At 43.9% G+C, this 24,900-nt stretch carries 32 protein-coding genes; 7 read left to right on the top strand and 25 right to left on the bottom strand.

Going from position 1 to position 24,900, the window contains the following annotated elements:
• Positions 1-50 precede the first annotated feature (50 nt).
• Together ACH6CZ_RS12385 and ACH6CZ_RS12380 are read right to left on the bottom strand one after the other, a co-directional pair.
• A complete protein-coding gene (locus tag ACH6CZ_RS12385; RefSeq protein ID WP_374097762.1) occupies positions 51-1,151 on the bottom strand; it encodes an S-layer homology domain-containing protein in 1,101 nt (366 codons plus the stop codon).
• Between the two features lie 271 nt (positions 1,152-1,422).
• Entirely contained in the window at positions 1,423-2,052 is a 630-nt protein-coding gene (locus tag ACH6CZ_RS12380) for a YczE/YyaS/YitT family protein (protein WP_374097761.1), read from the bottom strand.
• A gap of 284 nt (positions 2,053-2,336) precedes the next feature.
• Between ACH6CZ_RS12380 and mbcS the strand changes: the two genes are divergently transcribed.
• The gene (mbcS, locus tag ACH6CZ_RS12375; protein WP_374097760.1) at positions 2,337-3,920 is read left to right on the top strand and encodes an acyl-CoA synthetase MbcS; all 1,584 of its coding nucleotides are present in this window, start codon (positions 2,337-2,339) and stop codon (positions 3,918-3,920) included.
• A gap of 44 nt (positions 3,921-3,964) precedes the next feature.
• Here the strand turns inward: mbcS and ACH6CZ_RS12370 are convergent, their stop codons facing one another.
• The 15 genes from ACH6CZ_RS12370 to ACH6CZ_RS12300 all read right to left on the bottom strand — a co-directional run bounded on the left by ACH6CZ_RS12370 (position 3,965) and on the right by ACH6CZ_RS12300 (position 16,703).
• On the bottom strand, positions 3,965-4,489 hold the full coding sequence (locus ACH6CZ_RS12370) for a FixH family protein (protein WP_374097759.1): 525 nt from the start codon (positions 4,487-4,489) through the stop codon (positions 3,965-3,967).
• Between the two features lie 96 nt (positions 4,490-4,585).
• Positions 4,586-5,140 (bottom strand): SCO family protein, encoded by a 555-nt coding sequence (locus ACH6CZ_RS12365; protein WP_374097758.1) that lies wholly within the window; start codon positions 5,138-5,140, stop codon positions 4,586-4,588.
• Positions 5,137-6,513 carry a sensor histidine kinase gene (locus ACH6CZ_RS12360; RefSeq protein WP_374097757.1) on the bottom strand — a complete coding sequence of 459 codons (1,377 nt, stop codon included), beginning with the start codon at positions 6,511-6,513 and terminating at the stop codon, positions 5,137-5,139. Before ACH6CZ_RS12360 ends, ACH6CZ_RS12365 begins: the two co-directional genes overlap by 4 nt.
• Entirely contained in the window at positions 6,510-7,187 is a 678-nt protein-coding gene (locus ACH6CZ_RS12355) for a response regulator transcription factor (RefSeq protein WP_374097756.1), read from the bottom strand. Before ACH6CZ_RS12355 ends, ACH6CZ_RS12360 begins: the two co-directional genes overlap by 4 nt.
• A 349-nt stretch (positions 7,188-7,536) precedes the next feature.
• Positions 7,537-8,259: an amino acid ABC transporter ATP-binding protein gene (locus ACH6CZ_RS12350; RefSeq protein ID WP_374097755.1), complete on the bottom strand. Its 723-nt coding sequence runs from the start codon at positions 8,257-8,259 to the stop codon at positions 7,537-7,539.
• A 12-nt stretch (positions 8,260-8,271) separates the two neighbouring features.
• Complete coding sequence (locus ACH6CZ_RS12345; protein ID WP_374097754.1) at positions 8,272-8,940, bottom strand: amino acid ABC transporter permease; 669 nt, start codon at positions 8,938-8,940, stop codon at positions 8,272-8,274.
• 26 nt (positions 8,941-8,966) lie between these two features.
• On the bottom strand, positions 8,967-9,683 hold the full coding sequence (locus ACH6CZ_RS12340; protein WP_374097812.1) for a transporter substrate-binding domain-containing protein: 717 nt from the start codon (positions 9,681-9,683) through the stop codon (positions 8,967-8,969).
• Between the two features lie 124 nt (positions 9,684-9,807).
• On the bottom strand, positions 9,808-10,641 hold the full coding sequence (locus tag ACH6CZ_RS12335; protein ID WP_374097753.1) for an SDR family oxidoreductase: 834 nt from the start codon (positions 10,639-10,641) through the stop codon (positions 9,808-9,810).
• 115 nt (positions 10,642-10,756) lie between these two features.
• Positions 10,757-11,695, bottom strand: a complete 939-nt coding sequence (locus tag ACH6CZ_RS12330; RefSeq protein ID WP_374097752.1) for a siderophore ABC transporter substrate-binding protein — start codon at positions 11,693-11,695, stop codon at positions 10,757-10,759.
• A 15-nt stretch (positions 11,696-11,710) separates the two neighbouring features.
• On the bottom strand, positions 11,711-12,469 hold the full coding sequence (locus ACH6CZ_RS12325) for an iron ABC transporter ATP-binding protein (protein ID WP_374097751.1): 759 nt from the start codon (positions 12,467-12,469) through the stop codon (positions 11,711-11,713).
• Positions 12,470-13,414, bottom strand: a complete 945-nt coding sequence (locus ACH6CZ_RS12320) for an iron chelate uptake ABC transporter family permease subunit (protein WP_374097750.1) — start codon at positions 13,412-13,414, stop codon at positions 12,470-12,472.
• A complete protein-coding gene (locus ACH6CZ_RS12315; RefSeq protein WP_374097749.1) occupies positions 13,404-14,357 on the bottom strand; it encodes an ABC transporter permease in 954 nt (317 codons plus the stop codon). Before ACH6CZ_RS12315 ends, ACH6CZ_RS12320 begins: the two co-directional genes overlap by 11 nt.
• Positions 14,358-14,508: 151 nt before the next feature.
• The gene (locus tag ACH6CZ_RS12310) at positions 14,509-14,949 is read right to left on the bottom strand and encodes a MarR family winged helix-turn-helix transcriptional regulator (RefSeq protein ID WP_374097748.1); all 441 of its coding nucleotides are present in this window, start codon (positions 14,947-14,949) and stop codon (positions 14,509-14,511) included.
• A gap of 142 nt (positions 14,950-15,091) precedes the next feature.
• Positions 15,092-15,604 (bottom strand): divergent PAP2 family protein, encoded by a 513-nt coding sequence (locus ACH6CZ_RS12305; RefSeq protein ID WP_374097747.1) that lies wholly within the window; start codon positions 15,602-15,604, stop codon positions 15,092-15,094.
• Positions 15,605-15,680: 76 nt separating this feature from the next.
• The gene (locus tag ACH6CZ_RS12300) at positions 15,681-16,703 is read right to left on the bottom strand and encodes a phosphotransferase enzyme family protein (RefSeq protein ID WP_374097746.1); all 1,023 of its coding nucleotides are present in this window, start codon (positions 16,701-16,703) and stop codon (positions 15,681-15,683) included.
• 310 nt (positions 16,704-17,013) lie between these two features.
• On the opposite strand from ACH6CZ_RS12300, the gene ACH6CZ_RS12295 reads away from it, so the two are divergent.
• A complete protein-coding gene (locus ACH6CZ_RS12295) occupies positions 17,014-17,205 on the top strand; it encodes a hypothetical protein (protein ID WP_374097745.1) in 192 nt (63 codons plus the stop codon).
• 114 nt (positions 17,206-17,319) lie between these two features.
• On the opposite strand, the gene ACH6CZ_RS12290 is transcribed toward ACH6CZ_RS12295, so the two are convergent.
• Positions 17,320-17,604, bottom strand: a complete 285-nt coding sequence (locus ACH6CZ_RS12290; protein WP_374097744.1) for a hypothetical protein — start codon at positions 17,602-17,604, stop codon at positions 17,320-17,322.
• Positions 17,605-17,615: 11 nt separating this feature from the next.
• The gene (locus ACH6CZ_RS12285) at positions 17,616-18,014 is read right to left on the bottom strand and encodes a hypothetical protein (RefSeq protein WP_374097743.1); all 399 of its coding nucleotides are present in this window, start codon (positions 18,012-18,014) and stop codon (positions 17,616-17,618) included.
• Positions 18,015-18,139: 125 nt separating this feature from the next.
• Between ACH6CZ_RS12285 and ACH6CZ_RS12280 the strand changes: the two genes are divergently transcribed.
• A complete protein-coding gene (locus ACH6CZ_RS12280; RefSeq protein WP_374097742.1) occupies positions 18,140-18,799 on the top strand; it encodes a haloacid dehalogenase type II in 660 nt (219 codons plus the stop codon).
• A 77-nt stretch (positions 18,800-18,876) separates the two neighbouring features.
• On the opposite strand, the gene ACH6CZ_RS12275 is transcribed toward ACH6CZ_RS12280, so the two are convergent.
• Both ACH6CZ_RS12275 and ACH6CZ_RS12270 read right to left on the bottom strand, forming a co-directional pair.
• Positions 18,877-19,059 (bottom strand): DUF6366 family protein, encoded by a 183-nt coding sequence (locus ACH6CZ_RS12275; protein ID WP_374097741.1) that lies wholly within the window; start codon positions 19,057-19,059, stop codon positions 18,877-18,879.
• An 11-nt stretch (positions 19,060-19,070) separates the two neighbouring features.
• The gene (locus ACH6CZ_RS12270) at positions 19,071-19,613 is read right to left on the bottom strand and encodes a cysteine hydrolase family protein (protein WP_374097740.1); all 543 of its coding nucleotides are present in this window, start codon (positions 19,611-19,613) and stop codon (positions 19,071-19,073) included.
• 87 nt (positions 19,614-19,700) lie between these two features.
• On the opposite strand from ACH6CZ_RS12270, the gene ACH6CZ_RS12265 reads away from it, so the two are divergent.
• Complete coding sequence (locus tag ACH6CZ_RS12265; RefSeq protein ID WP_374097739.1) at positions 19,701-19,949, top strand: hypothetical protein; 249 nt, start codon at positions 19,701-19,703, stop codon at positions 19,947-19,949.
• A gap of 16 nt (positions 19,950-19,965) precedes the next feature.
• Here the strand turns inward: ACH6CZ_RS12265 and ACH6CZ_RS12260 are convergent, their stop codons facing one another.
• A complete protein-coding gene (locus ACH6CZ_RS12260; protein WP_374097738.1) occupies positions 19,966-21,207 on the bottom strand; it encodes a Bcr/CflA family multidrug efflux MFS transporter in 1,242 nt (413 codons plus the stop codon).
• A 243-nt stretch (positions 21,208-21,450) separates the two neighbouring features.
• Here ACH6CZ_RS12260 and ACH6CZ_RS12255 point away from each other — a divergent pair, with 243 nt between their 5' ends.
• A complete protein-coding gene (locus ACH6CZ_RS12255; RefSeq protein WP_374097737.1) occupies positions 21,451-21,711 on the top strand; it encodes a hypothetical protein in 261 nt (86 codons plus the stop codon).
• 108 nt (positions 21,712-21,819) lie between these two features.
• On the top strand, positions 21,820-22,053 hold the full coding sequence (locus tag ACH6CZ_RS12250) for a hypothetical protein (protein WP_374097736.1): 234 nt from the start codon (positions 21,820-21,822) through the stop codon (positions 22,051-22,053).
• Between the two features lie 44 nt (positions 22,054-22,097).
• On the opposite strand, the gene ACH6CZ_RS12245 is transcribed toward ACH6CZ_RS12250, so the two are convergent.
• Positions 22,098-22,943: a GNAT family N-acetyltransferase gene (locus tag ACH6CZ_RS12245; protein ID WP_374097735.1), complete on the bottom strand. Its 846-nt coding sequence runs from the start codon at positions 22,941-22,943 to the stop codon at positions 22,098-22,100.
• A 187-nt stretch (positions 22,944-23,130) separates the two neighbouring features.
• On the opposite strand from ACH6CZ_RS12245, the gene ACH6CZ_RS12240 reads away from it, so the two are divergent.
• On the top strand, positions 23,131-23,391 hold the full coding sequence (locus ACH6CZ_RS12240) for a GlsB/YeaQ/YmgE family stress response membrane protein (protein ID WP_374097734.1): 261 nt from the start codon (positions 23,131-23,133) through the stop codon (positions 23,389-23,391).
• A gap of 30 nt (positions 23,392-23,421) precedes the next feature.
• Here the strand turns inward: ACH6CZ_RS12240 and ACH6CZ_RS12235 are convergent, their stop codons facing one another.
• A complete protein-coding gene (locus ACH6CZ_RS12235) occupies positions 23,422-23,928 on the bottom strand; it encodes a methylated-DNA--[protein]-cysteine S-methyltransferase (RefSeq protein WP_374097733.1) in 507 nt (168 codons plus the stop codon).
• A gap of 61 nt (positions 23,929-23,989) precedes the next feature.
• Entirely contained in the window at positions 23,990-24,826 is an 837-nt protein-coding gene (locus ACH6CZ_RS12230) for a VOC family protein (protein WP_374097732.1), read from the bottom strand.
• Positions 24,827-24,900 lie beyond the last annotated feature (74 nt).

The following is a 24,900-nucleotide window of genomic DNA, read 5'->3' as shown; positions in this document are numbered from 1 at the left end:
ATAACATTTATATGGAAAAACCGGTCTCTAATGAAGAGACCGGTCTATCGTTAAATAGTCCAGCGGTCGTTGATAATTGCAATCAACTCCCACTCACCGCCGCTATTCTTTTCAAATACAAGGTTTAGACTCTGCCAGTCCATATAATCAAATTCCTCTGTTCCTTCGAAATAATACTCAACTACTCTACCAGTCGGGTATTTCTGCCGGATCAGTTCCTGCGTTGAAACATGCTTTGAACGACCATATCGATACTTGGTTTCATATTCGGCATCCATCAGCCACTCGTCATAATAGTCTGCCGGTGTCAGCTCAATCGGAAAGCCTGACCCATCCTGGTCTCCCCAATCATAAATGACCGGATCGTCCATAAAATGATTTAATTCAGCTGTAGTGAATTGCACTCCTCCATGGTCAATGCAATTCCCGGCATAAGGACAAAATGTCAATGGATCATTTCCCATATAATTTGCGAGCTCTCCAAATTCTTCATTTTGAAGATGAACCAAGATCTCATTGGCTGTACTCAATAATGCCTCATATTGCGGAACAAAAGACGGCTCGACTGCGCGGGCGAGAAATGCTGAGAACTGACCGCGTGTAATTGGTTGATACGGTCTGAAAGTGCCGTCCGGATAGCCCATTGTCACACCATGCTCTTTCATTTTTGCGATTGCCTGACCCATCTCACCACTGGCTGGCACATCACTGAAATCTGAGTTCGGCGCTTCAGCCCATTTAAATGCACGGGCAAAAATCAAAGCTGCCTGCCCTCTTGTAATCGGGTTGTGCGGCTTAAATGTTCCATCACCATACCCGCTTATAATCCCGAGCTCATAAGCTGACATCACATATCCTGAATAATAGGCGTTTGCAGGCACATCGCTAAACGGCGTTGCACGCTTCTCATCGTAAAGGTAGATTCCCTCACCAATCATTTTCATCGCCTGTGACCGGGTTACATTGTTAGCAGGCCTGAACGTCCCATCAGGATACCCATCAATGATCCCCTGTTCATAAAGGTAAATCACTTCCCATACAAAAGGATGATCCATCTGCACATCATCGAACGATACAACTCCCTTTGCCTGACTAGGAAAAAGTACAAATAACAGAATAGAAGCCGCTGCAAAAATTCCTAACTTTTTCATGGGAAATACGCCTCCTTTTGCTAATTATTATATCATTTTCAGCACACTTAAATTTGAATATTCTGAAATTAATTTTCATAAAAAAAATGAGACAAAAGTGTCTCATCCTTTACCCGTTCCGCTTCGCTTCAGGCGGACGCTTTCCGCAGGGCCGGCGGTGAGCCTCCTCGACGCTTCGCGTCTGCGGGGTCTCACCTGTCCGTCTTCTCCTGCTGGAGTCGCCGCCTTACGCTCCGCTGCACTTAAAGTTGCTTTAATTATTTTTAATCAATTAAAGCACAACTTCCGTTTCGTTTGTCAGGCGTTTGCGTGTATTTGTAACCGGCGTGATGAACAGCTGGATCAGTGTTCCGATACCAAATGCCACAATCACTGTACCAAGCCCGATTGGTCCGCCGAATAAGAACGCGATGACTAATACGCTGACTTCCATAATTGTTTTTGAGAATGCCAGGCTTTTTCCTGTACGCATTTTAATCGCCATCATCAGGCTGTCAATCGGATTTCTCGCAAAGTTTGCCTGCAGATAGAATGTAATGCCAAGCGCAATGATTAGTACGCCTGCAACCAGCATCATTGATCTGACCGGCATCGAAAGTGAGTCGAGTCCGGCAAATGCAACGAGCAGCCAGAAGTCCATAAATACACCGATCAGGAAAATCGTAATAATCGCCAGAAAGTCCGGCATTTTTTTCATCAAATATCCATTTAACAGAATCAAAATGATTCCAAGTATAAACACCCATGTCCCAACCGTAAATCCGATTGTTTCTGATAATCCAACGTACAATGCATCCCATGGTCCAACGCCAAGATCCGCAACAATCATCGTACTGATTCCAAATGACAGCAGCAGTAATCCAAGCAAATAAAACATTCCTATAATAAAACCTTTTTTCAAGATTGCACCTTCTTCTCTTTAAGATCTACCAGAACATCTTAACACGGAGAAGAGGTCCGTACCACTATATTTTACTTATGATAGTCACTTTCCACCTTGACTATTGCATATTAAAAGACTTAATCATCACTGATTGATTTTATTCAACATATCATTTGTTTGAAAATTCCCAAAACGAACTTGACGAATGTTTTTGTAAACGTTTACAATATTCAAAGTAAGAACGTGCGCTGAGCGAGCGTTCAATCAACACACAACAGAGAATATTGAACGGGGGAATGGGTATGAATGCTGAAAATTTAATCGCACCGGAGCAGTACAACATTGCAAAAGAACTGGATCAGTTTGCATCAGACGACAAGAGAATCGCAATCAAATGGCTTGATGATAAGCAGAACAGACGCGATGTTTCCTATAAGGAACTTGTAGAACGTACGAATCAGTTCGCACTTGCACTGAAAAGTAAGGGAATTGCAAAAGGGGATAAAGTACTGATCATTTTACCGCGTATTCCGGAAGCTTATATGAGCTACCTCGCTTGTCTGAAGGCTGGCATCATTGCGATTCCATGCTCTGAGATGCTGCGCAAAAAGGATCTTGCCTACCGGATGAAGCATTCAGATGCTAAAGGGGTTATCGCATTTCATGAAACAACTTCAGAGGTAAACGCAATTGATGAAGATTTGCAGGCATTACATAATAAATTCATCGTTGGCGGCACTGAAAGCGGCTGGGAGTCACTTGAATCACTTGCCGGTGAGCAGGCAACTGACTATGACGGCGAGCCGACTTCACGCCACGATACAGCTTTTCTTCCATATACATCAGGTACAACGGGTAATCCAAAAGGGGTTATTCATACACATGCATGGGGTTACGCGCACGTTCGCACCGCTGCAAAAGAGTGGCTTGGTGTGCAGGAAGGCGATCTTGTTTGGGCGACTGCAGCACCCGGCTGGCAGAAGTGGATCTGGAGCCCATTCCTATCAACCATTACACTTGGCGCTACAGCATTCGTCTACCACGGAGGCTTTAACGCTGAAACCTATATGGAATACCTTGAAAAAGAAAAGATTAATGTTCTTTGCTGTACACCGACTGAATATCGTCTGATGGCAAAGCTTGAAAACCTGGCATCTTACAATCTGCCTGAACTGCGAAGCGCTGTTTCAGCAGGTGAACCGCTGAACCGTCCTGTGATTGAAGCTTTTAAAAACGCTTTTAACGTGATTGTCCGTGACGGCTATGGTCAGACTGAAAATACGCTGCTTGTCGGAACGCTTCAGGGAATGGAAGTAAAACCCGGCTCTATGGGTAAGCCGACACCAGGAAATATCGTTGAGATTATTGATGAGCACGGTCGGCCGACTAAGACTGGTGAAGTTGGGGATATTGCGGTTCATAAAGACTGTCCTGCCCTTTTCACTGAATACTATAACGATCATGAGCGCACGCAGGCGGCTTACAGAGGCGACTGGTATTTAACTGGCGATCAGGCTTCACGCGATGAAGATGGCTACTTCTGGTTTGAAGGCCGCAGTGATGACATTATCATCAGCTCAGGCTATACAATCGGACCATTTGAAGTGGAAGATGCCCTGTTGAAGCATCCTGCTGTACGTGAATGTGCAGTGGTTGCAGCACCGGATGAGATCCGCGGAAGCATCGTAAAAGCATATGTTGTTCTTCGTGACGATAACGCAACTGGTGACGAGACACTTGTAAAAGAGCTTCAGAATCATACGAAGGAAATGACGGCACCATACAAATATCCGAGACAAATCGAGTTTATTACTGAGCTGCCTAAAACAACTTCGGGTAAGATTCGCCGGATTGAATTGAGACAGAAGGAACAGCAGCAGTCATAATAAAAATGCCGGGTACGCAGCAATCGCTGTATACCCGGCATTTTTTAATGTCCGTCGTGTTCATCAGATTCTTCGTGGCTTTCCTCATCATGAGAAGCTTCTTCACCATGCTCCTCGTCACCACCCATATGGCTGCTCTCCTGATTCTCAGCATTCTCTTCAGCTGCTGCAATCTGCTCGTCAGTCGGTTCGCCAACGTGGAACTGCGTCTTCGGCATCACGTGCATATCACGCGCAGTCGTGTGAGCCTGAACAGAATAGACGCTTTCTTCAAATGTATAAGTAACCTCGTAGATGCCATTTTCAGTATGCGTACCTTCTACACGCTCACTCTCTGTTCCGGCAGCGTCATTCCAGATCTCAAACAATACTTCATTTGCATCTTCAACCGCTTCCCCGCCCTGAGTCACTTCTGCCTGTAAAACTGTTTCTTCCCCAGGTACAGCATCCTCCGGTACCGAGATCTCAACCTCAACCATCTGCGGAACCTCATTAGACGTTTGTTCTTCCTCTGATGAACAGGCCGCGAGCATCATTACTGCTGCTAACCCGGCAATCCATTTTTTCATAACAGTTTCTCCTTTACATCAACAATAGCTCTAGTATAAACACCTTATGTGAAATGAAGGTGAAGTCGTCCTAACCTTCACATTTTATTCACAAGTTTATTGTAATGCGTCTACATCATCTGTAATTTTTTCAACGACATTTTCTTCTGTAAAGTTGTACTCGCTGAAGATTCTGCCTTCCTGATCCATTACGTAAAACGTAACGCCATGCAGCACCTGGTCTGCATCCTCCGGTTTATTTACCAGCGACTGGAATTCTTCGCGGGCAAATGTTTCTATTTCCTCCTGCTCATAGCCGGTTAACATATGCCAGTTGCTGTCATCCTCTGTGAACTGGGCTAAAAACTCAGCAAGCTTGTCAGGCGTATCCACTTCAGGGTCCACGCTGAATGAAACAATCTCAGCATCAAGTCCACGCTCTTTCAGTGTAGACTGAACATCCGCCATTTTATAAGTCATCGGCGGGCAGACCGTATCACAATTGGTGAAAATGAAGTCTGCAATCCATACCTTCCCTTCAAGTTCACTGCTGCTGAACGCCTCACCGTGCTGATCGGTATAAGTAAAACCGCTCACAGGGGGTCCATCAGGTTCACTTCCACAAGCTGTAAGCAATAAAGATGCTGCAATTAATAAGATCCATTTTTTCATTCTGTCTGTCCTTCTTTCGGCATTTTAATCTTTACTTTAAATGCATCTGTTTTCAGATCAATCTCAAACCTGCCACCCATCAGCCTGACGAGCTCTTTTACAATGGCAAGCCCAAGACCCGTGCCGCCCGTCTGACGGTTCCGGTCACGGTTCGCCCTGTAAAAGCGTTCTCCAATCCGCTCTTTTTCTTTAGCTGAAAGGGTCGAGTCATTGATCACTGAAAATCGCATCTGATAATCTTCTTCTTGCAAAATAAGCATGATCACTGAATCTGCCGGCGCATACTTCACCGCATTTTCAATAAGGTTATAAAAAATCTGCTTCAGCCTTTTCGCATCCTGTATCATGACAAGCTCTTCGTCCGCTTCAATATTAAAACGGAGTGACTTCTCTTTTGCAGGTAAAGAAAACAATTGAACGGTCTCATAAAAAAGGTCTGCCGCAACGATCGGCTGTCTGTCGAATTCAGCATACCCTTCCTGCAGGCGGCTCAGCTCCGCAAGGTCAGATAACAGTGAATTCATGCGCTGGACTTCACTTTCAATCGTTGAAAGAATCATATCTTTATTTCGATCAGACTTTTTCAGCTGCTCCGTGTAGCCCTGAATGTAAGTCAGCGGCGTTCTGACTTCATGCATGATATCCGCAAGAAACTCTTTCTGCCGCTCCTCCTGATGCTGCAGCGCCTCACTCATCTGATTGAGCGCAGCAGACACCTGACCGATCTCATCCATCTGCTTCACCTCAAGCCGGTTGTCATACTCCCCCGCTGAGACTTTTTTCGAAAAGGATTCAATAGAAGCAAGCGGTCTGAAAAGTGACTGACGGATTCTGCCGACCATCAGACTCAGAATGATGAAAAATAAGATCCCTACGCCGATTAACAAAGGAATACTGCTGCCAAACACCTGCGCAAGCCCTTCAAGCGGTACGAAAATATAGACGTACCCTGCCGTTGAAACGCCGTCCGTAATCGGATATACCCCGCCGATCACCTGACGCCCGTAATGATCAACATACCCTTCCTTCATCATTGACTGACCGGCAAGCAGTGCCTCACGATCAGTTTCCTCCACAAGCCTCTCCCCATCAATTTCATACGGAAAAAAACGATTCAGCTCATCCAGATCATCTGCCACAAGCACTTCATATTCAGACACCACGTTATACCAGTGGATCTTTTCAATGATCTCCTCCGTCAGCTCACCCGAATGATAGTGAGCCGCAGTTCGCTGCCCCTGCGATTCAACAGACTCCCTGACGGTTGATAAATAAAGGTCGCGGTAGGTAAAATGCAAAAAAATGAATGCGGCAAGTAATGTAACCCCGATGCTTCCTATCAGTAACAGTAGAATTTTTCTGCTGAATGTCACTGTGGCGCCTCCAGCCTGTACCCGACACCGCGTACTGTCTTAATCCGCTCACTCTCTTCAGGCAGCTTCATTCTGATCGTCTTCATATGCGTATCCACCGTCCGTTCAGATCCTGGATAATCAGGCCCCCAGATCAGCTCCATCATTCTTGAGCGCGTCACAGTGTGGTTTTCATGTTTGATCAGAAGTACCAGCAGATCGAACTCTTTTCTCGTCAGCGGGACAAGTCTGCCGCTGCTTTTTGCTTCCATATAGTCAAGGTCAAGCGTCAATGTTCCTGAGGTAATGGTTTGGGATGACTGCTTCCCGCCTGCACGTCTGATGACTGTCTCAATGCGTGCGATCAGCTCCCCCGAGTGAAACGGCTTCACCATATAGTCATCCGCTCCGAGGCGCAGCCCCTTCACCTTATCAAGCTCTTCTCCTCTTGCTGAAAGAAATATAAATGGAAGATCAGACACCTTTCTGACTTCCTCCAGCAGCTCAAAACCGTCCATAAATGGCATCATGATGTCCACCACCATCACATCCGGCTGCTCACGCTTAAAAAGCTGCATCGCCTCAACCCCGTTTGCCGCCTGGATTACGTCATAATTTTCTTCTATTAAAAATGAAGCGATCAGCTCTCTCATCGGCTGCTCATCTTCCACAATTAACACTTTATAGCCGGCCATCCGTTAGTTCACCTGCTTTTGTTGAAATGATACCGCTATTGTATCAGTTTTGTGTGAAGTTTGAGTGAAGTTTGGGTTTTTGGAGGGACTGTGTGGCGGAATGGTGATGTGGGTTCGACGGGAAATACTCTGACTACGATGGGAAATGATGCATGTTCGCTTTTGGTACAGCCATGTTCGACGTTCAAACCGGATTGTTCGGCGTAAAACACCGACTGTTCGACACTTCGGGACTTTATGCTCATCAAAACTCCCTGTCACCCCCATCCCTGTTTCCAACCGCAGTAAAAAAAACCGCCACACAAAGCCAGAAATCCTGACTCCGCGCAGCGGTCTTACACAATCCTATCTATTCAACCAGCTGAATAAACTGCTTCGTCCGTTCATTAGACGGATTCTCAAAGAACGTTTTCGGATCTGCTGACTCAATAATCACGCCCTGATCAAGCATGATAATCCGGTCTGCTACCTCGCGCGCAAAGCGCATTTCGTGGGTCACGACGACCATGGTCATGCCTTCTTCAGCCAGCTGCTTCATCACCTGAAGCACTTCAGTAACAAGCTCCGGGTCAAGCGCTGACGTCGGTTCGTCAAACAGCATGACTTTCGGCTCCATTGCAAGCGACCTCGCAATCGCGACACGCTGCTTCTGACCGCCTGAAAGCTTATTAGGATACACGTCAGCTTTATCTGCAAGCCCAACTTTATCAAACAGTTCTTTCGCATGCTTGATTGCAGCATCCTTCTTCTTTTTCTTCACCTGAATTGGTGCCTCAATCACATTTTCAAGCACTGTCTTATGGGGAAACAGGTTAAAGTGCTGGAACACCATGCCGACCTCTGCGCGGACTTTTGAAAGGTTGTCTTTTTTATGATTCACAGTGGTGCCATCAATCGTAATTTCTCCGTCATTGATCATTTCGAGAAAGTTAAAGCAGCGCAGCAGTGTACTTTTACCAGATCCACTGACGCCGACAAGTACAACCACTTCTGATGGCTGGACTTCAAGATCAATGCCTTTTAATACTTCGAGGTCACCAAATGATTTATGAATATTTTTTGCTTTAATCATATGCGACCCTCCTTAATCTTTATCAAAATCGAGTTTATTTTCATACCATCTGAGCAGGTATGTGAAGATCATAACGAGGACTAAGTAATACAGTCCGACGATCAAATACGTTTCAAATGGCTGGAAGGACTGTGCGGCTTCTCTGTTGGCCAGCGAGAATAGCTCGGCTACCCCGATAACGTACACAAGAGAAGAATCCTTCAGCGCAATAATAAACTGGTTGCCAAGCGGCGGGATTGAGCGGCGCAGCGCCTGTGGGAAGACGATTCTTTTCATCGTCTGAGACTTTGTCATACCAAGCGAAAAGCTTGCTTCTGTCTGCCCTTTATCCACACCCTGAATCGCGCCACGAAAAATTTCCGCGATATAGGCGCCGTTGTGCACACCAAGTGCGATGGCACCGGCCCAGAAGTTGGTCAATGTGATCAGTTCAGTAATCCCGAAATATAAAAACATAATTTGTACAATCAGCGGCGTTCCGCGAATGATCGTAATATAAAAGTTCGCAATCAGTTGAAGCGGTTTTGCTTTCGACAATTTCAGAAGCGCAAAGAATAACCCTAACAGACAGCCGAGGACAACCCCGACCGCTGTTAATTGAAGGGTGATGACAGTGGCGTCCAAAAAGCCGGAAAGCGTTCTTGTAAACACATCAATGAGTGTTCCAAATAATTCTGGCATATTAACACCTTCCTACTCTCGTGGACTTATTCTAAAATTTCAATGCCTTCTGTTTCTGTTTCTAACAGGTTACGACCGAACAGGTCATTTGAGATCTGATCATAGGTACCATCTTCAACGATCGCAGCTAAAGCTTCATTAATCGCTTCAAGCAGCGCTTCGTCATCTTTATTTACAGCTACTGCTGCTTTTTCAATCCATAGCGGGTCACCGACTTCTTTAATCTCAAGCCCCTGTGCCTGCGCTTCATAACCAACTACGTCAGCTGTAATAACGGCATCAAGTCGCCCTTCAATCGTCAGGTCATTCAGCGCTACAACGTCACTGTTGTAATACTGAATATTACCTTCATCTGTGTATTCCTGTGCAGCTTCGTCATACGTACTCTGTGCAACTACACCGATTGTCTTGCCTTCAAGGTCTTCTGGCGACGTGATGTCATTATTGTTTTCGTTTACAAAAATCATTCCGCCTGAGTAATAATACGGATCTGAGAAGTTAACCTGTTCAGCACGCTCATTTGTAATTGCCATACTACCGATAATCGCGTCAAAACGGTTACTTGTAAGACCCTGCAAAATTGTTTCCCACGGTGTTGTAATCGGGTTTGGTTCAAGGCCCATTTCTTCAGCCAGTGCATAACCGATTTCAACGTCAAATCCTTTCAGCTCTCCGCCTTCTTCATAGTTAAATGGCTTGTAAAGACCGCTTGAAGCCCACGTTAATTTACCTTCTTCAAGCAGGTTGAATTCACTGCCAGCTTCAGAAGAGCCGCCTTCTGCGTTGCCTGAATCCTCAGCTGACTCGTCCCCTCCACCCTACACAAAAACCCCGCCAGCACCACACAGACGGGGTCCATCAAATCCCTTACAATCCTACCCGTTCCTCACTCCAGCCCCACAGCTCTTCTGCCAGCCATTCATTTGACGCGTCCTCTGATACATCCATTTCTGCCATCTGATAAAAGTACTTTCCGCTAACCCCTGATAACTCCGGTGCAGACGCCAAATAGACTGCTGTTGCAGCTCCTTCTTCGGCTGTCTGGAAAAACGGCTTCAATACTTTATGAACACTTTTCCCGAACTCCGTTTTCCGATCTATCCCAATATTCGTTGATACTGCGCCCGGGTGTACGGCATTTGCTGTTACAGCAGTGCCTTCAAGACGCTTAGCCAGTGCTTTTGTAAAAAGAACGTTTGCAAGCTTTGAACGGCCGTAAGCTCTCGCAACGTTATAGCCTTTTTCAAAATGAGGGTCGTCAAAATCGATTTTGCCCCATTTATGCGCGCCTGAGCTGACTATGACTACTCTGCCCTGCTCCGCGGCTTTTAGTTCATCCAGTAACAGATTCGTCAATAGAAAATGCCCGAGATGATTGACGCCTAAATGTGATTCAAAGCGGTCATCTGTGAGCCTGCGCTTTACAGATACGACGCCTGCGTTATTAACGAGCACGTCCAGTTTTGAAAACTTCTTTTTAAAATCTTCTGCAAAGTTTCTGATACTTTCGAGGTTGCCAAGGTCACATTGCATTAATGTCAGTTCTTCTGAACGCGTCTGTTCTTTCGCTGAGATCCAGGCTACTTTTCCGCGGCGCGTGTTGCGGCACATCATCACGACATGATAGCCCTGTTTTACAAGTTCAATGGTCGTTGTAAGTCCCATACCTGAATTGGCGCCTGTGACTAATGCTGTTTTCATATGGAGACACTCCTTTAGCGTAGAAAGTTTTGTACAGTATAACAAAGATTACAGGTGGAATCTTTTCTCAGACCACATGAAAACTCCCCTGCAACCTGCAGAGGAGCTGACTGTCTTATTCGATACCTGTCTGAATCTCATTAACCATTTCCTGTACAGATACTAATCCGCCGCCCGACAGATACCAGTAATCCGGATCAAGGTAGATAATGTTGCCGTTCTCATAAGCCTGTGTACCTTCGATGAATTCATTCTCTACGACCTGCTTTGCTGATGACTCTCCATCAACTGCTGCGCCGCGGTCTACAACGAAGATGTATTGCGGATCTTCTTCTACAATGTATTCATATGAGATGCTTTGCCCATGTGTGGATACTTCAATCGTTTCGTCTGCAGGGGTAAAGCCGAATACATCGTGGATGATGCCAAAACGAGAACCTGCACCGTACGCACTAATTTTCCCGTCATTTGCAAGTGTCACCAATGCTTCAAGCTCTTCAGAAGTGACTTGTTCATTTAACTCATCAATTGATGCGTTAATCTCATTCAACTTTTCAGCGGCAGCTTCTTCTTTTTCAAAAAGCTCCGCCAGTGTATTGACGTTCCCCTCAAATGATTCCATATAATTTTCAGTATCAACGCCCATATAAATCGTTGGAGCGATCGCTTCAAATTCTTCGTAGAGGTCTGCCTGGCGTCCTGAGATAATGATCAGATCAGGATCCATTGCATTAATCGCTTCAAAGTCAGGTTCTTTTAATCCACCAGCGTTTTCATAGTCATCTCCCTCATATTTTGAAAGATAAGATGGCATGTTCATCTGGGGGACACCTTCTACTTCAACGCCGAGCGCATCAAGTGTATCAAGCGTACCGAAGTCGAATACGACAACTGATTCCGGACTCTTTTCAACTGTTGTATCACCTAACAGATGAGAAATTGTCATTTCTTCTTTTTCAGCGGCTGAGCCTGTTGTGGTTTCTGCATTTTCTTCTGATCCGCAGGCAGCTAATACAAGTGAGCCTGCGATTACTGGAAATAATAATTTCTTCATATCTGATCCGTCCTTTTAAGCGTAGTACACGCAGATTTTATTTTCATTTACATCTTTAATGTCAATATCCATATCGTAAATTTCTTTCAGTACACACGGTTTGATGATGTCATTTACAGTACCTTCTCTGACAACACGTCCATTTTTCATTGCGATAATATTGTCTGAATAGCAGGAGGCAAAGTTGATATCGTGAATCACGATTACCACGGTTTTACCCAGCTCATCGACCAGGCGGCGAAGTACCTTCATCATTTGTACAGCATGCTTCATATCAAGATTATTGAGTGGTTCATCAAGCAGGATATATTCTGTATCCTGCGCGATGACCATCGCAAGAAACGCGCGCTGTTTTTGCCCACCGCTCAGCTCATCTAAGTAGGAGTGCTGCATATCTTCAAGTTGCATATAAGTAATTGCTTCATCAACAAAGCGTTCATCCTCAGCTGTCAGCTTCCCCTGTGAATAAGGGAATCGGCCAAATGAGACGAGTTCCCTGACAGTTAATTTCAGCGTCATATAATTTGCCTGCTTTAAAATAGATACCTTTTTAGCAAGCTCACTGCCACGGCATTTAGCGACGTCAAGCTCATCGATTTTCACTTCACCGCCGTCAGACGTCATCAGTCTGCTGACGATCGATAGCAGTGTACTTTTACCGGCACCATTTGGACCGATCAGAGAAGTGATTTTTCCTTTTTCGACATGAATTGAGACGTCCTGTACGACTTTCTTTTTACCGAAAAATTTCACTACATTACTCGCTGAAACCATTTAAGATCGCTCCCTTAATAGTAAGTATAAAAAGTACACGCCACCAATGAAGTTCACGATGACACTGAGTGTCGTTGTAAAGCTGAACACTTTCTCAACAAGCAGCTGACCGCCTATAACTGCGATGATGCCGATCAAAGCAGAAGCAGCCATTAGATAGGTGTGGCGGTAGGTTTTCATGACTTCATATGTGACGTTGGCTACGAGCAGTCCGAGGAATAAAATCGGACCGACAAGTGCGGTCGAGATCGCAACAAATACTGCTGTCACCAAAAACAGTTTTCTGACGACGCGCTCATAATTTACGCCCAGGTTCAGTGCCTGATCCCGTCCAAGTGACAGAACATCGAGATATTTAAGGTCCTTCCACATCCAGATCACAGTCACTGCAATACAGCCCAGTGCCACCCACACAAGATCAGCACTGACGTTGTTAAAGCTTGCAAACATCCGGTCCTGAATCATGAGAAACTCATTTGGATCAATCAGCACCTGCATGAAGGTTGAAATGCTTGAAAAGAATGTTCCGAAAATCAGTCCGAGCAACAGAAGGAAAAACAGATTTGATCCTTCCTTTCTGAACAATAGCTTATATAACAGCATGGCAAACACCATCATGAGCAGGACTGATACGACAAAATTTAAATTGCGGTTCATAATCAGCGCACTGCCTGAGCCGACGATAAAAATTAGCGCTGTCTGAAGCAGCATATAAAGCGAATCCATTCCCATAATGCTCGGGGTAAGAATTCTATTGTTAGTCATTGTCTGAAAGATGACCGTGGAAATCCCGATCGTGCTTGCAGTAATGACCATCGCAAGCACCTTCATGCCCCGGCGCGGAATAATATAATCCCAGTTACCGCCGGATGCGATCGTCATATAGATCACAATCATGGTGACAGCAAGAACGGCAAGTATGGTTAACATCAGCTTATGCTTCACGTGATCGCCTCCTGATCAGCAGCCACGCAAAAATTCCGCTTCCAAGCACTCCGACGGTTAAGTTAATTGGCAGTTCATACGGGTAAATCACAATGCGGCCGAGAATATCACAAACGAGTACAAATAATGCGCCAAGCATCGCTGTGTGCGGCAGGTTCTTCTTCAGGTTATCCCCCTGATAAAGGCTGACGATATTCGGTACGATTAAGCCAAGGAAAGGGATCATTCCGACTGTCAGCAAAACAGCTGAGGTGACAAAGGCAACAAGCACAAGTCCTGTATTCACAACGGTTCTGTATTTCAACCCGAGGCTGACAGCAAAGTCCTCACCCATCCCTGCAATTGTGAACTTATTTGCAAATATGTATGCAGCAACCATGAATGGAACGCTTAAGTACATCAGTTCATAACGGCCGGTCACAATGAGTGAAAAGTCACCCTGCATCCAGGCAGACATATTCTGAATGAGATCCCGCTCATATGCGAAAAAAGTTGTAAAAGAGCTGATAATATTCCCAAACATCAGCCCGACAAGCGGAACAAAAATGACATCCTTGAACTTAATCCGGTCTAAAATTTTCATAAAAACGAATGTGCCGAGTAAAGCAAATAAGAATGCGATACTCATTTTTAACAATGGTGACGCGCTGGTAAATAACATGAGTGATACCAGCACACCGAGTCTTGCAGAATCCATTGTACCTGCAGTCGTTGGTGATACAAATTTGTTACGTGAAAGCTGCTGCATAATCAGCCCGCACACACTCATCCCCGCTCCCGCCAGTAAAATACTCATTAACCGCGGCAGCCGGCTGTTCCACAAAACATGCAGCTGTTCCTCAGACAAATGAAATAAATCCATTGGGGAAAGTGATGATACCCCTACAAATAGAGATCCTGCAGCGAAAAGAACGAGTGCACTGGCCAGATATCGTTTTTTCATTATTGGAACCCGACTTTCCTTATAGCGAAAATGATAATTATTCTCACTGTATTCTAAAAAAAGAGAGAGTCTTCTCTCCGGCAAATACTTGTTTAGACAACTAATGCACAAAAATAATACTTGTTTCAACAAGTGTTTGACGCAAAAAAGATTACTCTAAATTCGCTCTAATTTTATCAAGCGCTGCTAATACCTGCGCCAATTCTTTTTCCGGCAGTCCGTCTGATGCCTGGGCAATGGTTTTTTGTGCTAACGTTTCGAGGTCTTTCTGGTCACGCTTCGCTTCTTCAGTGAGCAAAATTTTGTTGACACGGCGATCTGATTGATGGACTTCTCTTTTGACGTATCCACGTATAATCAGATTATCTATCAGCCTTGATACACTCGCCTGGTCTCTTTCATTTTGAGTCGCAAGCTCATTTTGAGTCTGACCGTCACGCTCATAAAGCCGGGTCAAAATCTGCCACTGTTCATATGTAAGGTTAAAACCATTTTCTTTAAAATTACGGTTTAATCGGCTGTTCATCAGCCTTGAAGCATGAAACAGCTTATAGCCCAGGGAATCATTAAGGAAATATTGTTTGTCATTCATAAGATCCATCCTTTTATCTTCCCATATCTGATAGTAAATGAAAATCGTTCTCAGTGCAAGTGGGTTTTGAAAAAATTTTCAAAATAAAAATCCGCAGCGGATATGCTGATAGATTAAACACATCAACGCTGCGGAAATCAGTTTATTCCGTTTTAAAATCTCTTGCAATCATTGGTTTGGGTTCTTCTTTCCTTTGCTTCCGGTCTTCAAGCTTTGCTGAAGCCACCCCGTAAAGGATGCCGAAAACTCCCCCAGCCAGTACTTCAAGCGGCTGGTGACCGAGCAGTTCCTTTAATTCCTTCTCACGCTTTTCAAATTGAAGGCTTGGATAATCATCTGAAATGATTTCAAAGTGATCTTCCAGGTCATTTACCAGCCTTGCAATTTCACCCGTATGCCGGCGGACGCCCTGCGCGTCATACATCACAATTGTCCCAAAGACAATCGCAAGTGCTGTTTCAATATGTCTGGTTCCTCGGTTGGCAGCCACATAAGCTGCAAGGGAAGCAACACCCGCCGAGTGAGAACTTGGCATACCGCCAGTCTGTACGAGCGGTTTCAACTCCCACTTCCCTGTAATTTTTTTATGCGTTACAATTTTCAGCGCCTGGGCGATCCCAATTGCTGATAATGAGGTTACAACGCCTCTGTTCATCAGCTTCTCCTCCTGTCAGATATGTAGATTCTGTTAGTAACCATACCCTAATTGAAAAGAAATATTCTATCCGCAGTCAGACTTCCTGAATGACTTCGCAAAAAATCTTTGCATAGTCTAATTCCACAATCGGTTCATTATTGACTAATCGTTCACGCAGACTTTTCACAAGCGTCCCCTCTCGTTCACTCGCGTTTTCAAGATCCACCTGTTTATGAAAGACACCATACAATGTATAATCCCTCATTTTTAAAAACATCGGCAGTTTTTCAATCCACTCCTGGTCAATGGCACTTGTATTGGCATAGCCTGTCAAAAACGCTTTGAGGAATACTTCTCCCTCTCTGGATCGCTCTTCCAGCGGCAGCTCTCTGTTTTTCCACAATGTCATATAATAAAGCGTGATCGCAATGTCGCTGATGTAGTGGAAATACATTGTGTCGTCAAAATCAAATAAATGCAGCTCCCCTTCATAAAAAAAGAAATTACCCATATGAATGTCAGAGTGAATCAATCCATATACTTCTTTATGATCCGGCAGCCGTCTGATTTGTTCAACCAGCTCACGGTTACCTTCGACGATTTGCTGATCTTCTTCAGATAGGTACTTTCCAAGCTCAATCAGATCATCCTCATACCAGTGAGGCCGGTCAATTTGCTTCGTATCAAAATCCTTTGCTACAGTATGCAACTCACCTGTGATCTCTCCCCACTTTTCAAAAAGTGGAATGTCAAAGACCGGGTCATCCAATTTCACAGATGCACCAGGTGCTTTGTTAAAAAGGCATGCATAAAAGTATGTATCCTCCGCTTCGATCACTTCTACCAAGTTTCCGTTGACCGACTGATTTACAAGTGAAACATTGATGCCTCTGCTGTGAAGGTCATTAATCCAGATCAGTTCACTTTCAACCTCTGATTTTGTTCTGTGAGACGAATGCGTTAGTCTCAGTACATAAGGCTTTCCATTCTTATAAACTTCATAGACATAGTTCTCAAAGCCGTTCAGATTTTTAGCATGAGTGGCGTCTGTCTGAAAGCGTGATGCTGCTTTTGACAGTATCTGTTGTGTAAATAATCGTTCAACTGACTGTTCCATCATTGCCTCCAGTTTTTAATCAAAGTGTACAGGATCACCTGTTAAGCTGCCTCCGTCCCGCGACGGTTATCAAAATCTCTCTTTCAGATAGGTCAAATTACACTATTCTCCGAACATGGCTGAAATACCTTTGAAGTTCACTTGTTTTTCTTTGAACCTTCAACCTTAAACGCCGAACATCTCGCTTTTTTCTCCGAACACCCGCCGCTGACCTCCAAACCGTCAGCCGTCTACCAAAAATGAAACCGCCTTCATTCGCAATTACATTGTCAAAATGTTATAATAACTTTATACAAGAGGAGGAAACATGATGATGGATCCTAAAGTGAAATATCTGATGCTCGTACTCCCGACGTTTATTCTAAGTGTAGTATTGCTCTACATATTGCCTGAAAGCAGAAGCCTGCTTGCGATGTCACCAGTCATTGCAGCCTGGATCATCTACTTCCTCTGGCAATATGCTGAAAAGCAGTCTAACGACGATGAAGAAAATACAGTTTAACTGGAGGTTTTCCTTTGGCCGCATTGTTCACCATAATAGGTGATATATTCGCAGCAATTGCCATGAAATTCATGGTTGAAAAAGATGAAAAAGAAAATCCTGAATCGGAATGATTCAGGATCTTTTTTCGTTCAAATATAATTTATTCACCTTGATACTTTTCACCAATAAGATTGCCCCAATGAACGTAATGAGACTTGTAATCCAAAAGCCGTAAGCATAGGCTGAAACGTTGTGCCATAGAACGCGGTCATTGATCTCAAACAATAGAAAATATACACCTGTGCCTGCCCCGTCCCTTGTCTCTAACGTTTGCATCAAATTAAATCCATGTAATGCAAGCATACCGGATAAGATGGTCAGTCCGATTGCCGCCATTCCTTTTTGAGGTGCTGTCATTTTTCCCACTCCTAGCGTGATAAGATGGTTTCAATCTTCCTCTTCGCTTCAGAATCTTTTAAAATGAATGTGCCTTCTTTCTCAGAACTGGTGAACCTTGAATACTGCCCGCTTTCTTTCCACAGATAAATGCGTTCGCTGTGGTTATCCTCATATGTAAATGTCAGTTTCACATCTGCTACAACGGCCATTTCAGATTGGCGGGCTTTATAATCTGAGCTGTTTAATACGCTTCTGAGCTCTTTTTGCTCTTGATCATTCAACACAACAGATACTTCCTCATAAACCTGCGAGTCTTCATCCCAAAACTGGACAGTAGCAATCCGGCTTTTTTCAAACTGATTAGATGCAAAAATCATACCTGCAAGACCAAAAAACAAGACAAGTGCAATGATGACGGGTTTTCTCATGATGGACGGTCTCCTTGAAAATTTTTCTTATTTAAACAGACGAATGACTTCACAAAAAGTTGCATGACTTTTGGGTTATTTTAGTTATTTATCGGGAAAATCATTTAAGAAGGAGATGATTCACCATGCCGGAAATTAAAGCTTACATATTTGATGCTTATGGCACACTATTTGATGTTCATTCAGTCATGAAGGAATTAGAGGAACTTTTCCCGGAAAAGGGGGAATCCATCAGTCAGACGTGGCGAAAAAAGCAGGTTGAATATTTTTTCCTCAGACAGGTAATGGGACGCTATAAACCTTTTGATCAGGTAACCAGGGACTCCCTTGTCTATGCGGTGAAAGAAAATGATCAGACAATTGACGAGCAGCAGGTAGCGCACATGCTCGAAAGCTATCGTCAGCTCAAGCATTACGATGAAGTTGAAGAAGTATTGAAGCAGTTGCAGGGGAAAGAACTGATTGTGTTCTCAAATGGATCTGAAAATATGCTACACCCTCTGATGGAGTTTTCAGGACTGAAACCTTTGTTTACAGAGGCAATCAGTGCTGATGAGGTCAAGCAGTATAAGCCGTCACCCGCTGCTTATGTATACGCGCTTGAAAAAGCAGGTGTTAAACGCGAAGAGGTCTTATTTATGTCGTCAAACGGATGGGACATTTCAGGGGCAAAGAGCTTTGGGTTTCATACTGCCTGGATTAATCGAAGCGGACTGCCTGTTGAGGAACTGCAGTTAGAACCTGATGCAGTGTATCAGGATTTAAGCGGTATATTAAAGTGGTAAAGTAGAAAAGCGGAGGCAGGCGTTCAGGTTCACAAAAACCCTGCGTGAAGGCTGTCTTCACGCAGGCTCCTTAGTTTTCATACCAGCAGATAGATGATAACCGCAGCTACAACTATCCCCAGCATAATCAGATATCCTTTTGCACCGAGCCCTGTCCTGCCGGGCTGTTCTGACGGTGCTTCGGCAGTTGTATTCGTTTCAGGATTGAGCTCCTCACGCTGCAGTCGCTCACGTTTTTCTTTGGCTGTTTTATTTTCCATGCTGTTCACTCTCACTCTCCAATCGGAATTTTTTCACCCGCGCGTATATCCGCATCAAGTGATTGTTCAATAATTCTCATGGCGCTGTCATGTGCTTCCTGCGATTCTGCTGCCGAGCAATCTTCCGGCACACAGATTTCATACTCACGCATATGGGCATCATTTGCCGTAAAGAGAACACATATATCAGTTGCGACACCCGCAATGATCACCCGCTCAACTTCCAACTGCTTTAATAAAATATCGAGCTGGGTGCCGAAAAACCCTGAATGCTTCGGCTTGATAATGAAATAATCATGATCTTCAGGCCGTATTTTTTCCACAACCGGCTTTCCTTTTGAATGAAGACATTCTTCCACCACAGCATCTGTATTATCTTGCCAGTGATCAAAGTTGTCGTTTACATAGATCACAGGAATGTCTTTCTCCTTCACTCGTTTTTTTAAAGCCACAAGACGATCGACCATCGGTAAAGTACGTTGAAGCAGGTCATCCCCACCTTCAAATTCCATATGATTCATCATATCTATAAGTAATAAAGCTGTTTTCTTCATTTCACTTTCACTCCTTATATCCAATATTTCACTTTAGTGCACCTGTTAAACACAGCACGTCAAGTAAGTAGATGAGTTGAAAGCTGAGTGACAGAAGAATTACATGTCATGCTACACTATACTTACCATGATTTGAGAGGATCTGAGACAATGAAACCTGTTAACTTATTAATTATCCTGATTACACTTATGCACTTTTCTTTTCTTATTAACCTTTCCGTATTTGATGGCGTCTATGATGCCATTGTCATGACAATCAATACGATTTTATTCTTAGCAGCCATGATTACATTTGCGACAGCTAAAAACAGCGAAAGAAAAAAGCAGCCGGTATAATAGTGGCTGCTTTTACTTATGATTGATCCCTGAACAATTCATCTGCCTTTTTCTCAGCACGACGCGCGAGACCGAAGTAAGCGGTGAGCGCGAGCAGACTTGCACTTAAAATGATCAAGCCCATCGGCACAGCAGAATATTCACCTGCAATCCCAACCAGCGGTGCAGTCATAGAACCAAGTACCAGCGGGAGCATGCCAAGAAATGCTGATGCACTTCCTGCAATATGTCCCTGCGTCTGCATTGCCAGCGAAAAGGATGCTGTCGCAACCATTCCGATTGACATGACAAAGAAAAACAATGGCAGTGCTACGAAAAAGAATGGTCCATCTAATAGTACTGTCGTCGTCAGGACCGCCCCTGCCGTTACAGCCTGTGATAACCCATAAAGCAGAAACTGTCTTTCTGAAATTCTATGAGACATCCGCCCGACGGATTGTGTCCCGATAATCAGCCCAATCCCGTTGATTCCAAACAGATAACTGAATTCCTGTTCTGAGAACCCGTAGATATTCTGATAGACAAATGGTGTTCCGGATACATAAGCAAACACCCCTGCAATCATAAAGCCCTGCGCCAGTGAATAGCCCAGAAACTGCTGATTGGTGATGAGAGATTTAAAGTTTTTTACCGTCGTACCAATGTTGCTCGGAACCCTTGATGTTTCAGGTAATGTTTCTTCAAGACGCAATGTAATCAGCGCGAAAAGCAGTAACCCCACAACACTTAAAACAATAAAAATACCGTTCCAGTCTGTAAACAACAAAATGGTACTGCCGACAATCGGTGCCAGGATCGGCGCCAGATTACTGATCAGCATTAAGAGCGCAAAAAACTTGGTCAGCTCCCTGCCACTATATGAGTCTCTGACAATTGCACGGGAAATGACAATTCCGGCTGAAGCAGAAAACCCTTGTAGAAATCTTAGTGCGACCAGCACATAAATATTTGGTGAAAACGCGATGGCTAATGAAGCGACCGCATAGGCTACTAGTGCAATCACAAGCGGCTTTTTTCTACCGTGCACATCACTCAACGGGCCGTTAATCAACTGCCCAAGACCAAGACCAAGCAAACAGGCGGTCAGACTGAGCTGTACGGAAGATGCACTTGTCATCAAATCTGCCGCAATCGTTGGGAATGCAGGCAGATACATATCAATCGTTAAAGGACCCATCGCACCAAGTGCACCAAGCATCAATGCCAGACGGGTCCGTTTTGAACCGGATAGTGTATTCATCATCATCAGACCTTTCATTTATTCGATCTCCGAAACATGATGCCTATTATACACCTCTTCTGTTAACTTACCTATACAAGAGATTCAACTTTTACAAATTTACATCAATGAAACCAGAAAAATAATTTTGAACAATTTAGCAGAATCCGTTCAAAACAGCCCTATAGTTACTTCAGTACCTTGTTCCTCTTAACAATCAGGCGTATAATGATGTCTCAGTTATTCTTTTTTGAATGACAGTCAAAGGAAAGGATACACGCCATGAAAAACACAAAATACTTTATTATGATCAATGTCGGACTTATTCTTGCTGGCGTCCTTGGCTATTATCTGATTTTAAATGAAACGCCAAAACCGAAAATTTTTGCGATTTCATTCCTGTTTTTCTTTTGGGTCATAACAGATTATGTGAAAGCATATATACAAAAAGCAGGCGCTAACAAAAGCATGCTGATGCTTGGCAATGTCAGTTTTTTAATCTCAACAGCAATTGGTCTTAGCATTATTTATTTAGCTTCATAACCGGAACCGTGCCTAGGCACGGTTTTTTTGTGTGTTTCATGATGATCACCCATGCCACCTGATCTTCTCCGCGTATGATATAGAGAATTCGACTTAAGGAGGAAGATCATGAACCCGCATTTTATTCACCCTGCTGATTTTGAACGCATGGCTCATGAAGAAAGAAATTATTATGGAAGACCACGTCCATATGGAAGGCCAAACTATTATTACCGCCCCCGTCCACGCCCTTATTGGGGAGTTCCATTTCTTGGCGGATTAGCAGGCGGTCTGCTGGCAAATACACTGTTTCAGCCTTATGGAAGCTACTACGGAGGCTATCCGTTTTATCAGCAGTGGTAATGTAGTTCATATAAAAGAACTGCTCCTTATAGAAGCAGTTCTTTTTATTGCTGTCTGGTATTTACACGGAACACCCGCTTAGGTTCAAATTCAAAGGCAATCCCTCTATAGATCCCCTGAAGCAGAAAACCCGCTTTTTCGGCTGTTCTTACTGAAGGTACATTATCTGCTGAGCAGTCCCAGTAAGGAACTCCGTCATGAGCAAGACATTCTTTCACAAACGCCTTAGCAGCGATTGTACCAAGCCCTCTTTTCTTAAAAGCCTTATAAGTCTTAATATCAACCGCATGAACATTTCCGGCACGGAACCCTGTTATACAGATTGAAGCAACTTCCGAACCTTTCATCACACAAATCCCTAAACCATTTTCAAAAAAATCTTCCTCTGAAGACCAGAACGTATAAATTTTTTCTTCAATCAACGATCGACTGAACGGACTTGCCTGCACGAGTGCTTTTTCAACCGGAACGATACGGAAACCTTCCGGACATTCGATACTCTTAGAGGAATTGGCGGGATAACGGTAAATGAATTGCTCCCATTTCTCGCTCGTGCGATCACCAAAGACATCATCAAGTACCAGATCCCAATTAGGGTGATAAGACAATACCTCGGCTTCATGTACACCCGCAGCGATTGCGGCAGGTCCAATAACCATATCAATACACTCTCTGATTTTCGTTGTGAATAATGGGTTTCTTTCTTCACCAATTACAAAAATACCGTCCATATTTCCAAGCCAGACAATTGCAGAAGCAGGATCATGTACCTGATCCACAAACACCCTTCCTTCATTCATACCTTCAATGACTGCCCGGACTTCAACAGAACCCTCATCAATCAAAAGAGGCTCTACTATATAAAACTGATCTGCAGTTAATTCTTTCATCCTGTTACTCCTCTTTTAAATTTATAATTGCATTTATCCTAACACAGATAATTCCAACACGTATATCATGACACTTTTTGCAGCTGCAATATTGTATGGTCAACAACCTTTTTTCTTCTCCTATACATATTCATTTTCTATAAAGGGTATGTATAGAATAGACGACCTGTTCGAAAGGAGAATGAAGATGGGACTTATACTTTACTTAATTGTAGGCGGGCTGATCGGCTGGCTGGCAGGGCTGATTCTTGGTAAGGATGTACCGATGGGATGTATCGGAAATATTATTGCGGGGATTATCGGCTCATGGATCGCAGGTGAACTGCTTGGCGGATTCAGCACAATCGGTCCATCTGTTGCAGGCATTCATATCTTCCCGGCACTAATCGGTGCGATTATCTTTGTATTCTTATTAAGCCTGATTTTAAAAGCTGCCAAGAAAAAATAAAAAGCTGGCTTCGGCCAGCTTTTAGTATGCTTATAACTGTATTCCTTCTACCTGATGAAGCGCTCTTTTCACATCCAGCCCAGCACTAAATCCACCAAGACCGCCATCCTTCGCAATGACCCGGTGACATGGAACCACTACTAAAATCGGATTAGCACCAATCGCCGTTCCGACTGCACGGAATGCTTTAGGTCTGCCCACTCTCGCTGCAATATCTGCATACGTTCTGGTTTCTCCGTATGGTATTTCAAGCAGTGCCTCCCAGACTTTCTGCTGAAAAGGCGTTCCCTTCGGATCGATTGGCATATCAAAAGCTTTTTTCTCTCCGGTAAAATAAGCTTCGAACTCATTTACAAACGGAGCCATCTCTTCGGCACTTTCAATCAGGACGGCGTCCGGGTATTGTTTTCCCACCCACTTTTCCAGCGCCGCGTAGCCCTCTTTTGGACCACCTATGTAGCATACTTTTCCATCCACCGCTGCAAACTGATAGGAGCTTCCTTCATCTATAAATTCTGACCAGTAAACTGTTTTCATCGTACGTTCACCTGCACTTTTCTTCTATTATACAATGAATACATAGCTGAAAAAAACAGCCTCATGAAGAAGCTGTTTTCAGGAATATGCCGTTGTGTGACGGATCTTTCACAAACCAGCCTCCATCAACCTTTTTTGCACCGGTTTGTTCAGCCGCCTCTGTCAGCAATTTTTCAGATGGATAAATCAGCGTGTACTGCACAAGACCTGCAGATTTTTCAGAAGGTGCAGGCGCACCTGGTCCATTCCATATATTTAACCCAATATGATGATGATATCCTTCAGTTGAAATAAAAAGCGCCTGCTGACCATAACGGCAAACTACTTCAAAGCCAAGCTGATTGTAGAATGCTTCTGCTTCTGGTATTGATGCAACATGCAGATGAATATGTCCCATCTTTGTCTCTTCAGGCAACTGGTTAAAATGGTCATGTGATACGTCAAGAACCTCTTCAAAATCAAGAGGGTCAACCGTCATTTTCACTTCACTCTCATGCCATTTCCACTCTTCCTGTGTACGGTCACGGTAGATTTCAATGCCATTTCCATCCGGATCAGATAAGTATAACGCCTCACTTACCAGATGATCAGAAGCACCAACCTGTACATTGTTTGCAGCTAAGTGCTTGATCATTGAAGCCAGATCTGCACGTGTCGGCAGCAGGATCGCAAAGTGATAAAGTCCGGTTGTACGGGGTTCTTTCGGTTTCGCTCCTTCCGGTTGCACAAGCTTCAAAAGAGAGGTTTTTCCGTCAGCTGTCAATTGGATGTCACGTTCATTTTGGATAAGTATCTTAAACCCGATCACATTTTTATAAAAGTCTAAAGCTCTATGAAGGTCTGTTACATTAATTGTTACTTCTTCTACAAATGTTGCCGGTGCTGAATGAAACGTCATATCAATTCACCATCCTTTTAGTTACTTTATGTAACTAATTATATTTTAGAAACTAAAAGAAAGCAAGAATATTT

Source organism: Jeotgalibacillus sp. JSM ZJ347 (genome assembly GCF_044383825.1).
Classification (GTDB): domain Bacteria; phylum Bacillota; class Bacilli; order Bacillales; family Jeotgalibacillaceae; genus Jeotgalibacillus.
The sequence above is the reverse complement of the archived record's forward strand: the minus strand, read 5'-3'. Positions and strand labels throughout refer to the sequence as shown.

What these genes read in the sequence shown, in the direction of transcription:
- ACH6CZ_RS12385 (WP_374097762.1), bottom strand. Translation starts at nt 1,151, where the DNA reads ATGAAAAAGTTAGGAATTTTTGCAGCGGCTTCTATTCTGTTATTTGTA.
- mbcS (WP_374097760.1), top strand. Translation starts at nt 2,337, where the DNA reads ATGAATGCTGAAAATTTAATCGCACCGGAGCAGTACAACATTGCAAAA.
- ACH6CZ_RS12370 (WP_374097759.1), bottom strand. Translation starts at nt 4,489, where the DNA reads ATGAAAAAATGGATTGCCGGGTTAGCAGCAGTAATGATGCTCGCGGCC.
- ACH6CZ_RS12365 (WP_374097758.1), bottom strand. Translation starts at nt 5,140, where the DNA reads ATGAAAAAATGGATCTTATTAATTGCAGCATCTTTATTGCTTACAGCT.
- ACH6CZ_RS12355 (WP_374097756.1), bottom strand. Translation starts at nt 7,187, where the DNA reads ATGGCCGGCTATAAAGTGTTAATTGTGGAAGATGAGCAGCCGATGAGA.
- ACH6CZ_RS12350 (WP_374097755.1), bottom strand. Translation starts at nt 8,259, where the DNA reads ATGATTAAAGCAAAAAATATTCATAAATCATTTGGTGACCTCGAAGTA.
- ACH6CZ_RS12345 (WP_374097754.1), bottom strand. Translation starts at nt 8,940, where the DNA reads ATGCCAGAATTATTTGGAACACTCATTGATGTGTTTACAAGAACGCTT.
- ACH6CZ_RS12335 (WP_374097753.1), bottom strand. Translation starts at nt 10,641, where the DNA reads ATGAAAACAGCATTAGTCACAGGCGCCAATTCAGGTATGGGACTTACA.
- ACH6CZ_RS12330 (WP_374097752.1), bottom strand. Translation starts at nt 11,695, where the DNA reads ATGAAGAAATTATTATTTCCAGTAATCGCAGGCTCACTTGTATTAGCT.
- ACH6CZ_RS12325 (WP_374097751.1), bottom strand. Translation starts at nt 12,469, where the DNA reads ATGGTTTCAGCGAGTAATGTAGTGAAATTTTTCGGTAAAAAGAAAGTC.
- ACH6CZ_RS12315 (WP_374097749.1), bottom strand. Translation starts at nt 14,357, where the DNA reads ATGAAAAAACGATATCTGGCCAGTGCACTCGTTCTTTTCGCTGCAGGA.
- ACH6CZ_RS12310 (WP_374097748.1), bottom strand. Translation starts at nt 14,949, where the DNA reads ATGAATGACAAACAATATTTCCTTAATGATTCCCTGGGCTATAAGCTG.
- ACH6CZ_RS12305 (WP_374097747.1), bottom strand. Translation starts at nt 15,604, where the DNA reads ATGAACAGAGGCGTTGTAACCTCATTATCAGCAATTGGGATCGCCCAG.
- ACH6CZ_RS12300 (WP_374097746.1), bottom strand. Translation starts at nt 16,703, where the DNA reads ATGGAACAGTCAGTTGAACGATTATTTACACAACAGATACTGTCAAAA.
- ACH6CZ_RS12295 (WP_374097745.1), top strand. Translation starts at nt 17,014, where the DNA reads ATGATGGATCCTAAAGTGAAATATCTGATGCTCGTACTCCCGACGTTT.
- ACH6CZ_RS12290 (WP_374097744.1), bottom strand. Translation starts at nt 17,604, where the DNA reads ATGACAGCACCTCAAAAAGGAATGGCGGCAATCGGACTGACCATCTTA.
- ACH6CZ_RS12285 (WP_374097743.1), bottom strand. Translation starts at nt 18,014, where the DNA reads ATGAGAAAACCCGTCATCATTGCACTTGTCTTGTTTTTTGGTCTTGCA.
- ACH6CZ_RS12280 (WP_374097742.1), top strand. Translation starts at nt 18,140, where the DNA reads ATGCCGGAAATTAAAGCTTACATATTTGATGCTTATGGCACACTATTT.
- ACH6CZ_RS12275 (WP_374097741.1), bottom strand. Translation starts at nt 19,059, where the DNA reads ATGGAAAATAAAACAGCCAAAGAAAAACGTGAGCGACTGCAGCGTGAG.
- ACH6CZ_RS12270 (WP_374097740.1), bottom strand. Translation starts at nt 19,613, where the DNA reads ATGAAGAAAACAGCTTTATTACTTATAGATATGATGAATCATATGGAA.
- ACH6CZ_RS12260 (WP_374097738.1), bottom strand. Translation starts at nt 21,207, where the DNA reads ATGAAAGGTCTGATGATGATGAATACACTATCCGGTTCAAAACGGACC.
- ACH6CZ_RS12255 (WP_374097737.1), top strand. Translation starts at nt 21,451, where the DNA reads ATGAAAAACACAAAATACTTTATTATGATCAATGTCGGACTTATTCTT.
- ACH6CZ_RS12250 (WP_374097736.1), top strand. Translation starts at nt 21,820, where the DNA reads ATGAACCCGCATTTTATTCACCCTGCTGATTTTGAACGCATGGCTCAT.
- ACH6CZ_RS12245 (WP_374097735.1), bottom strand. Translation starts at nt 22,943, where the DNA reads ATGAAAGAATTAACTGCAGATCAGTTTTATATAGTAGAGCCTCTTTTG.
- ACH6CZ_RS12240 (WP_374097734.1), top strand. Translation starts at nt 23,131, where the DNA reads ATGGGACTTATACTTTACTTAATTGTAGGCGGGCTGATCGGCTGGCTG.
- ACH6CZ_RS12235 (WP_374097733.1), bottom strand. Translation starts at nt 23,928, where the DNA reads ATGAAAACAGTTTACTGGTCAGAATTTATAGATGAAGGAAGCTCCTAT.
- ACH6CZ_RS12230 (WP_374097732.1), bottom strand. Translation starts at nt 24,826, where the DNA reads ATGACGTTTCATTCAGCACCGGCAACATTTGTAGAAGAAGTAACAATT.